General features: G+C 72.0%; 9 protein-coding genes. 7 read left to right on the forward strand and 2 right to left on the reverse strand.

From position 1 onward, the window contains the following. The first annotated feature begins 183 nt into the window (after positions 1-183). From C1I99_RS22860 to C1I99_RS22875, 4 genes are all read left to right on the forward strand, one after another. The gene (locus C1I99_RS22860) at positions 184-1,080 is read left to right on the forward strand and encodes a septum formation family protein (protein ID WP_111136268.1); all 897 of its coding nucleotides are present in this window, start codon (positions 184-186) and stop codon (positions 1,078-1,080) included. Between the two features lie 61 nt (positions 1,081-1,141). Beyond that, positions 1,142-2,836: an L-aspartate oxidase gene (locus C1I99_RS22865; RefSeq protein ID WP_111136269.1), complete on the forward strand. Its 1,695-nt coding sequence runs from the start codon at positions 1,142-1,144 to the stop codon at positions 2,834-2,836. Then, a complete protein-coding gene (gene nadC, locus C1I99_RS22870) occupies positions 2,833-3,729 on the forward strand; it encodes a carboxylating nicotinate-nucleotide diphosphorylase (protein ID WP_111136270.1) in 897 nt (298 codons plus the stop codon). Before C1I99_RS22865 ends, nadC begins: the two co-directional genes overlap by 4 nt. Positions 3,730-3,756: 27 nt before the next feature. Further along, positions 3,757-4,515, forward strand: a complete 759-nt coding sequence (locus tag C1I99_RS22875) for a type III pantothenate kinase (RefSeq protein WP_111136271.1) — start codon at positions 3,757-3,759, stop codon at positions 4,513-4,515. A gap of 34 nt (positions 4,516-4,549) precedes the next feature. Here C1I99_RS22875 and C1I99_RS22880 read toward each other — a convergent pair whose 3' ends face one another. Then, a complete protein-coding gene (locus C1I99_RS22880; RefSeq protein WP_233512660.1) occupies positions 4,550-5,044 on the reverse strand; it encodes a class I SAM-dependent methyltransferase in 495 nt (164 codons plus the stop codon). Between the two features lie 349 nt (positions 5,045-5,393). Between C1I99_RS22880 and lysS the strand changes: the two genes are divergently transcribed. The 3 genes from lysS (at position 5,394) to C1I99_RS22895 (ending at position 10,349) form a co-directional block, all read left to right on the forward strand. After that, positions 5,394-6,902, forward strand: a complete 1,509-nt coding sequence (gene lysS, locus C1I99_RS22885; protein ID WP_111136272.1) for a lysine--tRNA ligase — start codon at positions 5,394-5,396, stop codon at positions 6,900-6,902. Positions 6,903-7,015: 113 nt separating this feature from the next. After that, the gene (locus tag C1I99_RS22890) at positions 7,016-7,366 is read left to right on the forward strand and encodes a histone-like nucleoid-structuring protein Lsr2 (RefSeq protein WP_325049231.1); all 351 of its coding nucleotides are present in this window, start codon (positions 7,016-7,018) and stop codon (positions 7,364-7,366) included. Between the two features lie 451 nt (positions 7,367-7,817). Next, complete coding sequence (locus C1I99_RS22895; RefSeq protein WP_111136274.1) at positions 7,818-10,349, forward strand: ATP-dependent Clp protease ATP-binding subunit; 2,532 nt, start codon at positions 7,818-7,820, stop codon at positions 10,347-10,349. A gap of 197 nt (positions 10,350-10,546) precedes the next feature. On the opposite strand, the gene C1I99_RS22900 is transcribed toward C1I99_RS22895, so the two are convergent. Beyond that, entirely contained in the window at positions 10,547-11,449 is a 903-nt protein-coding gene (locus C1I99_RS22900) for an iron-sulfur binding domain-containing protein (protein ID WP_111136275.1), read from the reverse strand. Positions 11,450-11,494: the final 45 nt, after the last annotated feature.

Raw genomic sequence — 11,494 nt, forward strand, 5'->3', positions numbered from 1 at the left:
CTCCCCTCCTTCGCCGGTCCTGCGCCCGCGCCCGGATCGCTCAGGCATGGGGCTTTTGCCTGGGCGCGAGGCGCAGGATCGCGGACGGTTGGGGCGGGTGCGCGGTCTGTTACCGGGTGGTCATTTCTGGTTACCCTTGGCGGACCGTCGTGAGGGCGGTCGCTGGGTGGGGGAGGGCGCGTCATGCGCCGTGCGACGAGGGTCGTGGTCGCGGCGGTGGCCGTGGGAGCGCTCCTGGCCGGCTGCGCCGACCCCGGCGGGACCGACGGCGACCTGGTCGACGACTGGGCCGCCCCGCCCCCGGCCGGCCCGTTCACCCCGGCCGCCGGGGTCTGCCAGGCCGCGGACTTCACCGACGTGGTGACGCTGGCCGAGTACCAGCCGGTGGACTGTGCCGCGCCGCACCGGGTGGAGACGGTGCACGTCGGGGCCTTCCCGGCCGAGCGGGTCGCGCCACCGGCCGCCGGCTCGGCGGAGTTGCGTGGCGCCTTCGCCGACTGCGACACCCGGGCCACCGGGTACGTCGGGGACGACTGGCGGGCCGGCCGGCTCCGCCTGGCGGTGGCGCTCCCGTCCGGGGCGGGATGGGCGGCGGGCGCCCGCTGGTACCGCTGTGATCTCAGCGAGGTGAGCACGGTCGAGGCGGCGGCCACCGTGGTCACCCGCACCGGCAGCCTCCGCGACGCGCTCCGGGCGCCGTCCCCGCTGCGCCTCGGCTGCCAGCAGACCCGGTCGGGGCGGGGCGGCGGCGTCCAGACGCTGCTGCCGGTCGACTGCGGCACCCGCCACGACGCGGAGTTCGTCGGGGTGTGGCAGGCGCCGGACCGCCCGTACCCGACCCGGGACGCCGACTGGGCCCCGCTCTACGCCGGCTGCCGTTCCGTGCTGGGCCGCTACGTCGGCGTACCGGACGACGCGGACCTGCGCTTCCGCAGCGGGGTGGTGGTCCGCCCGCCCGGCGCGGGGCGGTGGCGCGTTGGGGACCGGGGAGTGCGCTGCTACCTCTGGCTCAGTGACCGGACGGTGACCGGCTCGCTGAAGGGGGCCGGCACCGCCGGACTGCCGGTGCGGACCAGGTAGCGGAAACCACTCGTCGCGCCCCCGCCGCCCCTCGCGAGGCGCCTTCGGGTTGACTGTGAGCATGGACCTGCCGACCGTCGACCTGCCGACCCTGCCCCGCCTGCTGGCCGCCCCCGCGCCCGGCTGGGTGGAGACCACCGACGTGATCGTCGTCGGTTCCGGGGTCGCCGGGCTCACCGCCGCGCTGCACCTGCGCGAGGCTGGGCTGCACGTCACGGTCGTCACCAAGGTCAACATCGACGACGGCTCGACCCGCTGGGCGCAGGGCGGGATCGCCGCCGTGCTCGACCCGCACGACACCCCGGCCGCCCACGCGTCGGACACCGAGATCGCCGGAGTCGGGCTCTGTGACCCGGCGGCGGTGCGGGTGCTGGTCGAGGAGGGGCCGACCCGGCTGCGCGAACTGATGCGGATCGGCGCCGAGTTCGACCGCAACCCGGACGGCTCGCTGATGCTCACCCGGGAGGGCGGGCACCGGGCCGACCGGATCGTGCACGCCGGCGGCGACGCCACCGGCGCGGAGGTGCAACGGGCGCTGCACATGGCGGTCCGCCGCGACCCGTGGATCCGGCTGGTCGAGCACGCCCTGGTGCTGGACCTGCTGCGGGCGCCGGGTGACGGCCCCGACGGGCTCGGCCCGGCCTGCGGGATCACCCTGCACGTGCTCGGCGAGGGCAGCGAGGACGGCGTGGGCGCCATCCTGGCCCGGGCGGTGGTGCTGGCCACCGGCGGGATGGGGCAGATCTTCTCGGCCACCACCAACCCCGCGGTGTCGACCGGGGACGGGGTGGCGCTGGCGATGCGGGCCGGCGCGGCGGTTACCGACGTGGAGTTCGTCCAGTTCCACCCGACCGCGCTGATCACCCCGCCCGGGGCCGGCGTGCCCGGCACCGGCCACGCCCAGCAACCGCTGGTCTCCGAGGCGCTGCGGGGCGAGGGGGCCCACCTGGTCGACGCGGACGGCAAGCGGTTCATGGTCGGCCAGCACGAGCTGGCCGAGCTGGCCCCCCGCGACGTGGTGGCCAAGGGGATCCACCGGGTGCTGCTGGCCACCGGCGCGGACCACGTCTACCTCGACGCGCGGCACCTGGGCGCCGAGTTCCTCGCCCGGCGCTTCCCGACCATCGTCGCCTCCTGCCTGGCCATCGGGGTCGACCCGGCGACCGGCCTGATCCCGGTCGCCCCGGCCGCCCACTACGCCTCCGGCGGGGTCCGCACCGACCTGCGTGGCCGCACCTCCATTCCCGGCCTGTACGCCTGCGGGGAGGTCGCCTGCACCGGCGTGCACGGGGCGAACCGGCTGGCCAGCAACTCGCTGCTGGAGGGGTTGGTCTTCTCCCGGCGGATCGCCGAGGACCTCGCCACCGGGCTGCCCGAGCAGGCCCAGCCGGCGCCGGCCGGAGCCTGGCGCGGCGGCGAGGGCTGGGTGGTCCCGGCGGAGGGGACGCCGGCCATGCAGCGGGCGATGACCCGGGGCGCCGGCGTGCTCCGGTCGGCGGCGACCCTCGCCGAGACCGCCGGCGCCCTCCTCGGGCTGGGCACCGGGCGGGGCAGGCCGCGCACCGCCGACTGGGAGGCGACGAACCTGATCACCGTGGCGTCGAGCCTGGTCGCCGCCGCGTACGCCCGCCGGGAGACCCGGGGCTGCCACTGGCGGGAGGACTTCCCGACGGCCGACGATCGGTGGCTGGGCCACCTGGTCGGCGCGGTCGGGGCGCAGGGCCGGTTGACGTCCCGGTGGGAGGAGTCGCGATGACGGAGTCGACGGAGCGGATGGTGCGGGATGCCGGCCTGGACCCGGCGCAGGTGCGGCGGGTGATCGAGGATGCGCTCACCGAGGACCTGGGTCCCGGGTTCCTCGACGTCACCAGCGTCGCCACCATCCCCGCCGGGCAGACCGACACGGCCGACCTGGTGGCCCGCGCCGACGGTGTGGTGGCCGGGCTGGCCGTCGCCGCCGCGGTCTTCGAGCTGGTCGGCGAGGTGACCGGCGCAGGTCGTACGGTCGAGGTGTCGTTGGTGGCCCACGACGGCGCGCGCGTCGCCCGCGGCGACGTGCTGGCCACGGTGACCGGGCCGACCCGGCTGCTGCTCACCGCCGAGCGCACCGCGCTGAACCTGCTCTGCCGGATGTCCGGGGTGGCCACCCACACCCGGGCCTGGGCCGACGCGCTGGCCGGCACCAAGGCGTTGGTGCTCGACACCCGCAAGACCACCCCCGGCCTGCGCGCCCTGGAGAAGTACGCGGTCCGCGCCGGTGGCGGCACCAACAAGCGGATGGGCCTGCACGACGTCGCGATGATCAAGGACAACCACAAGCTGGCGGCCGGTGGCGTCAGCGCCGCCTACCGGCGGGTCCGGGAGGCGTTCCCGGACGTGCCGGTGCAGGTGGAGGTGGACACCCTCGCCGAGGCGGTGGAGGCCGTCGAGGCCGGCGCGGACTTCCTGCTGCTGGACAACATGACCCCGGAGACGCTGACCGCGGTGGTGGCGGCGGTGGGGGACCGCGCCGAGCTGGAGGCGACCGGCGGGCTGACCCTGGACGTGGCGGCCCGGTATGCGGCGACCGGCGTCGACTTTCTGTCCGTCGGCGCGCTGACCCACTCGTCGCCGATCCTCGACATCGCCCTGGACCTGCGCACGGAGTGAATTCCCGCCGTTGTCTAGGCTGCGTGCGTGCTGCTCTGCATCGACATTGGAAACACCAACACCGTGCTGGCGACCTTCGACGGCGACAAGCTGGTGCACTCCTGGCGGATCAAGACCGATGCGCGCTCGACGGCCGACGAGCTCGGCCTGATGTTCCGCGGCCTGCTCGCCGGGGACGCCGTCGAGATCACCGGCGTGGCCGCCTGTTCCACGGTGCCGGCCGCACTGCGCTCGCTGCGCACCATGCTCGCCCGCTACTACGGCGAGCTGCCCAGCGTGATCGTCGAGCCCGGGGTCCGCACCGGGGTGCAGCTCGCCATCGACAACCCCAAGGAGGTCGGTGCCGACCGGGTGGTCAACACCCTCGCGGCGTACACCCTCTACGGCGGGCCGTCGATCGTGGTCGATTTCGGCACCACCACCAACTTCGACGTGATCAGCGGTCGGGGGGAGTTCCTCGGTGGTGCCTTCGCCCCGGGCATCGAGATCTCCTTCGACGCGCTCGCCGCCCGCGCGGCCCAGTTGCGCAAGGTCGAGGCGACCCGGCCCCGGTCAGTAATCGGCAAGAACACCGTCGAGTGCCTCCAGTCGGGCCTCTACTTCGGCTTCGCCGGCCAGGTGGACCGGATCGTCGAGCGGATGGCCGAGGAGCTGGGTGAGGTGAAGGCGGTGATCGCCACCGGCGGCCTGGCCTCCCTGGTGATCAACGAGTGTCGGACGATCACCCACCACGAGCCGATGATCACGCTGATCGGCCTGCGGATGGTCTACGAGCGCAACGTCTGACCGGCCGCCGTCGGGGTCGGCCGCCGCCGGCGGCTCAGCTCCGCCGGGCCCGGAAGACCAGCGTGCGGTACGGCAGGTCGACGGTCTCCCGCCCGGCCAGGTCGGCGTGGGTGGCGAAGAGACCGACCAGCTCCCGGTCGATCCGCGCCCGTCGTTCGGGCCCCGCGGTCAGGTAGTGAGAGCGGGTGTACAGCATGGCGGCCACCTCCTCCGGCGTGAGCCTGGTCTGGTGCGGGAACTCGCCCAGCTCCACCGCCCCGAAGGTGGGGCCGAAGGTCCGGCATTTCTCGATCACGTCGCCGGCATTGTCCCCGATGTGGGCCACCCGGCCCAGCTCCGCCACCCATCCGACACTCTCGTCCCGAATGTTCCAGATCGGCGCGAAGGTCCCACCCGGCCGGAGTACCCGCGCGATCTCGGCGTGCGCCCGATCCCGGTCGAACCAGTGGTAGGCCTGCCCGACCAGTACCGCGTCGGCCGTGCCGTCCGGCAGCGGCATCGCCTCGGCGCTGCCGGCCAGGGCGGTCACGCCGGGGGTGGCGGCGGCGAGCTGAAGCGCGCATGCCCGGATCCGGCTCCACCGGCACGACCTCGTGGCCGAGGGCCAGCACGGCACGGGTCAGGATGCCGGTGCCGGCGCCGAGGTCGACGATCCGGGCCCGGGTAGCGCCGCCGGCCACCCCGTCGAGCGCCCAGCGCACCGCCGGTTCCGGATAACGCGGCCGGAACCGGTCGTAGTCGGCCGCGGCCGTACCGAACGAGAGCGCCGGTGTGTGCTCGACCATGACGGGCAGGTTATCCGCTAACGACCACCTGGGCCCTTGAGTACGCTCGGTGCCTGAACCCCCGCCCGACAACTCCCTCTGAGGAAGCGTGCCGTGACCGAGCAGACTCCCGTGCCAGTCGACCCCGCCGACGACCTTCCAGAGCAGATGAAGGTCCGCCGGGAGAAGCGGGACCGGATGCTCGCCGAGGGCGTCGAGCCGTACCCGGTCGGCTACCCGCGCACCCGCACCCTGGCCGAGGTCCGCCAGCGGTACGCCGACCTGCCCACCGACACCGCCACCGGGGACCGGGTCTCGGTCACCGGGCGGGTGATCTTCGTCCGCAACACCGGCAAGCTCTGCTTCGCCACCCTGCGTGACGGCGACGGCACCGAGTTGCAGGCGATGTTCTCGCTCGACCGGGTCGGTGCCGAGCGGCTGGAGGACTGGAAGCGCCTGGTGGATCTCGGCGACCACGTCGGGGTCACCGGCGAGGTGATCACCAGCCGGCGGGGCGAACTGTCCGTGCTGGTCGAGCAGTGGGCGGTCACCGCCAAGGCGCTGCGTCCGCTGCCGGTGGCCCACAAGCCGCTCTCCGAGGAGGCCCGGGTCCGGCAGCGCTACGTCGACCTGATCGTCCGGCCGCAGGCGCGCCAGATGGTGCGTACCCGGGCCGCGACCGTGCGCAGCCTGCGCGACTCGCTGCACGACTGGGGTTTCATCGAGGTGGAGACCCCGATGTTGCAGTTGCTGCACGGCGGCGCGGCGGCCCGACCGTTCGTGACCCACAGCAACGCGTTGAGCACGGATCTGTATCTGCGAATCGCGCCGGAACTGTTTCTCAAGCGTGCCGTGGTCGGTGGCGTCGACCGGGTCTTCGAGATCAACCGCAACTTCCGTAATGAGGGAGTCGACTCTTCGCACTCGCCGGAGTTCGCGATGCTGGAAACTTACCAGGCGTACGGCGACTACGACACCATGGCCGAGCTGACCCGTAATCTCGTGCAGCAGGCGGCCGTCGCGGTCGCCGGCTCGACCGTGGTGACCCACGCCGACGGCCGGGAGTTCGACCTGGGCGGCGAGTGGCGTTCGGTGACCCTGTTCGGGGCGCTTTCCGAGGCGCTCGGGGAGGAAGTCACGGTCCGCACCGAGCGGGCCCACCTGGTGGAGTACGCCGACAAGGTCGGATTGGCGGTCGACCCGAAGTGGGGGCCGGGCAAGCTGGCCGAGGAACTGTTCGAGGAACTGGTCGTACCCGGCCTGGAGGCGCCCACCTTCGTGCGCGACTACCCGGAGGAGACCAGCCCGCTGACCAGGGCGCACCGCAGCGAGCCGGGGCTGGCCGAGAAGTGGGACCTCTACGTGCTCGGCTTCGAGCTGGGCACCGCGTACTCCGAGCTGGTGGACCCGGTGGTGCAGCGGGAGCGGCTAATGGCCCAGGCGCAGCTGGCCGCCCGCGGCGACGACGAGGCCATGCGGCTGGACGAGGACTTTCTCCGGGCGATGGAGTACGGAATGCCACCCGCCGGGGGTATGGGAATGGGAATCGACCGGCTGTTGATGGCGCTGACCGGCCTGGGAATTCGGGAAACCATCCTCTTCCCGCTGGTGCGCCCGGAGTAGTCGGTCGTACTCGCCACCGGGCTCTTTACCGCATCCTATTGACGCGACAAGCATCGCGCGGGTTATTGTGCTCTGAGTTTGCAGGAGTACCCTGCTCGAAAGGAATGTGGGACGTGGCCAAGCAGATCATTCACAAGCTGGTCGATGACCTGGACGGCGGGGACGCTGACGAGACCGTCAAGTTCGCCCTCGACGGCGTTCAGTACGAGATCGACCTCTCGAGTACGAACGCCGAGAAATTGCGTGACGTATTCGCTCCGTACGTCGCGGCCGGCACCAAGGTCGGCCGGGGCGGGGTGGTGGTCGGCGGCCGGGCCGCCCGCGGACGGGGTGGCGCCACCGCCGACCGGGAGCAGAACAAGGCGATCCGCGCGTGGGCCAAGAAGGCCGGCAAGGACATCTCCGACCGGGGCCGGATCCCCCAGGAGATCGTCGAGGAGTACCACTCCAAGGCCGGTCACTGACCCGAGCACTGACAGGCGGCACCGACGCCGGCCCGGAGCACCGCCCCGGGCCGGCGTCGCCGTATCCGCAGCCGCCGGTGGGAAGAAAGCCCGCCGGGTCGACGTTGTCCACAGCCGGTGGAGATTCTGTCCACAGCCTGTGGACGAGTCTTGGGCGACCCGGATCCGGGTCGTGTCGGCCCTGTCCCGCCCGGCGGACGGTGTTCGGGAGGCGGCCGAATTTCGCTCTGCGCGTACAGGCGGAGGCACCGGAACACCTCCTGAGCGCGGACGGTTGTGTAAAACGACGCGTACACGGCCGCTAACGGGGACACACGACCTCAGCGGAGTCGGTCCGCGGCGATAGAGTAAGGAGGCACGGACGCCCGTCCCGGACGTCCGTGCACCGGCCCCGCCACGACTTCTTGACCATCAAGATTGAGTGCGCACGGCACGTGAGGAGCACGAGGGCATGTTCGAGCGGTTCACCGACCGAGCGCGACGGGTTGTCGTCCTGGCCCAGGAAGAGGCCCGGATGCTCAACCACAACTACATCGGTACGGAGCACATCCTGCTGGGCCTCATCCACGAGGGTGAGGGCGTCGCGGCCAAGGCTCTGGAGAGCCTCGGCATCTCCCTGGAGGGTGTGCGGCAGCAGGTCGAGGAGATCATCGGCCAGGGCCAGCAGGCGCCGAGCGGGCACATCCCGTTCACGCCGCGGGCCAAGAAGGTGCTGGAGCTGTCGCTGCGTGAGGCGCTGCAGCTCGGCCACAACTACATCGGTACGGAGCACATCCTGCTCGGTCTGATCCGCGAGGGTGAGGGCGTCGCCGCCCAGGTGCTGGTCAAGCTCGGCGCCGACCTCAACCGGGTCCGCCAGCAGGTGATCCAGCTGCTCTCCGGCTACCAGGGCAAGGAGCCGGCCGCGGCGGGCGCCGCGCCGGGCGAGGCCGCGCCGTCCACCAGCCTCGTGCTGGACCAGTTCGGCCGGAACCTGACCCAGGCCGCCCGCGAGGGCAAGCTCGACCCGGTCATCGGGCGCGAGAAGGAAATCGAGCGGGTCATGCAGGTGCTGTCCCGGCGCACCAAGAACAACCCGGTCCTGATCGGTGAGCCCGGCGTCGGCAAGACCGCCGTGGTGGAGGGGCTGTCCCAGAAGATCATCAAGGGCGAGGTGCCCGAGACGCTGAAGGACAAGCAGCTCTACACCCTCGACCTCGGTGCGCTGGTCGCCGGTTCCCGCTACCGCGGTGACTTCGAGGAGCGCCTCAAGAAGGTGCTCAAGGAGATCCGCACCCGGGGCGACATCATCCTGTTCATCGACGAGATCCACACCCTGGTCGGCGCGGGTGCCGCCGAGGGCGCGATCGACGCGGCGAGCATCCTCAAGCCGATGCTGGCTCGTGGCGAGCTGCAGACCATCGGCGCGACCACCCTCGACGAGTACCGCAAGCACCTGGAGAAGGACGCCGCTCTGGAGCGCCGCTTCCAGCCGATCCAGGTGGGTGAGCCGTCCCTGGCGCACACCATCGAGATCCTCAAGGGGCTGCGGGACCGCTACGAGGCGCACCACCGGGTCTCGATCACGGACGCCGCTCTGGTGGCTGCCGCGACGCTGGCCGACCGGTACATCTCGGACCGCTTCCTGCCGGACAAGGCGATCGACCTGATCGACGAGGCCGGTGCCCGGATGCGGATCCGCCGGATGACCGCGCCGCCAGACCTGCGTGACTTCGACGAGCGCATCGCCCAGGTGCGTCGCGACAAGGAGTCCGCGATCGACGCGCAGGACTTCGAGCGCGCCGCCCAGCTGCGCGACAAGGAGAAGCAGCTCCTCGGCCAGAAGGCGCAGCGGGAGAAGGAGTGGAAGGCCGGTGACCTGGACGTCGTCAGCGAGGTGGACGACGAGCAGATCGCCGAGGTGCTCGGCAACTGGACCGGCATCCCGGTCTACAAGCTGACCGAGGAGGAGACCTCGCGCCTGCTGCGCATGGAGGACGAGCTGCACAAGCGCGTCATCGGCCAGGAGGATGCGGTCAAGGCGGTCTCGAAGGCGATCCGGCGTACCCGCGCCGGCCTGAAGGACCCGAAGCGCCCCTCCGGCTCGTTCATCTTCGCCGGTCCGTCCGGCGTGGGTAAGACCGAGCTGTCCAAGGCGCTGGCCGAGTTCCTGTTCGGCAGTGAGGACGCCCTCATCCAGCTGGACATGTCCGAGTTCCACGACCGGTACACGGTCTCCCGGCTGGTGGGTGCCCCTCCCGGCTACGTCGGCTACGACGAGGGCGGGCAGCTGACCGAGAAGGTGCGGCGTCGGCCGTTCTCGGTGGTCCTCTTCGACGAGATCGAGAAGGCCCACCCGGACGTGTTCAACACGCTGCTCCAGATCCTGGAGGACGGTCGGCTCACCGACGGTCAGGGCCGGATCGTGGACTTCAAGAACACGGTCATCATCCTGACCACCAACCTGGGCACGCGGGACGTGGCCAAGGCGGTCTCGCTCGGCTTCCAGGCGTCGGAGGACTCGGAGTCCAACTACGACCGGATGAAGCAGAAGGTCAACGACGAGCTCAAGCAGCACTTCCGGCCTGAGTTCCTGAACCGGATCGACGACACCATCGTCTTCCACCAGCTGCGCCAGCAGGAGATCCTGTCGATCGTCGACATCATGATCTCCCGCATCGAGACCCAGCTGCGGAACAAGGACATGGGCCTGGAGCTCACCGAGAACGCCAAGAAGTACCTGGCGACCAAGGGCTTCGACCCGGTGCTCGGTGCGCGGCCGCTGCGTCGCACGATCCAGCGCGACATCGAGGACAACCTCTCCGAGCGGATCCTCTTCAACGAGCTGACCCCGGGTCAGATCGTGGTGGTGGACTGCGAGGGCGACCCGAACAACATCGACAAGTCCAAGCTCGTCTTCCGGGGCGCCGAAAAGCCGGTCAACGTGCCGGACGCCGTCCCGGCCGACCTCGGTGGCGCCGCCACCGCGGGCGCGGACGAGTAAGGAACAGCACGACACGGGCGACGGCCCGGTGGCACACCGCCACCGGGCCGTCGCCCTTTTGGGTGCCGCTGACCAGCGCGCTGGCCGCCGTAGCGGTCTGGGGTGGCCACGGCCAGCCGGCCCGGTCCCGTCGAAGCCGTGGCCGCGGCCCGTCGACGCCGTACCCGGCGTCCGGGGCCCGCGATGCCCGCACCACGTCAGGGCAGGACCGGGACTGGTGGGCCGTCGCCGACGAGCCGGAACGAGGACCCGCCGACCGGCTCCACCAGGCCGTCCTGTATCAGCCCGGAGAGTGCCCGGGACCGCTGGACGTCGTCGGCCCAGACCTGGTCGAGACGCTGGTGTGGAACCGGGCCGGTCGCCTCCCGGAGCACGCCGAGCAGCAGCCCGCGTACCTGGCGGTCGGTGCCCGCGTACCGCTGGGGGCGGCGGGTCGGCCCGGCGGGGACCGCCTGACCGGACGCCCGCCAGGCGCAGATCGACTCCACCGGGCAGGTCCCGCAGCGGGGTGACCGGGCGGTGCAGACGAGCGCCCCCAATTCCATGATGGCCGCGCTGGTCAGCGCGGCGGCGGCCGGCTCGACGGGGAGCAGTGCCTCGGTGGCGACCAGGTCGGCGGGGCGGGTCGCCGGGCCGGCGTCCGGTTCACCGGCCACCGCCCGGCAGACCACCCGGCGCACGTTGGTGTCCACCACCGGGTGCCGCTGCCCGTACGCGAACGCGGCCACCGCCCGCGCGGTGTACGTCCCGACGCCCGGCAAGGCCAGCAACTGCTCCAACCGGTCGGGCACCCGGCCGCCGTGCCGTTCCACGATCGCCACCGCGCAGTCCCGCAGCCGTACCGCCCGGCGGGGGTAGCCGAGCCGTCCCCACATCCGGATCGCCTCGGCCGGCGTGTCCGCGGCGAGGTCCGCCGGCTCGGGCCAGCGGACCAGCCAGGCCGCCCAGGCGGGCACCACCCGCGCCACCGGGGTCTGCTGGAGCATGACCTCGCTGACCAGGATCGCCCACGGACCCACGTCGGGCTTGCGCCACGGCAGGTCGCGGGCGTGTTCGGCGTACCACTGGCGGACCAGGGTGGCGAAGGTGTGCTCAGACATGGCGCCGCCGATGATGTCACGCGGCGCTGTCCCGCTGGATGGGCG

Origin of the sequence: Micromonospora deserti, assembly GCF_003236335.1 — a bacterium.
Lineage (GTDB): Bacteria > Actinomycetota > Actinomycetes > Mycobacteriales > Micromonosporaceae > Micromonospora > Micromonospora deserti.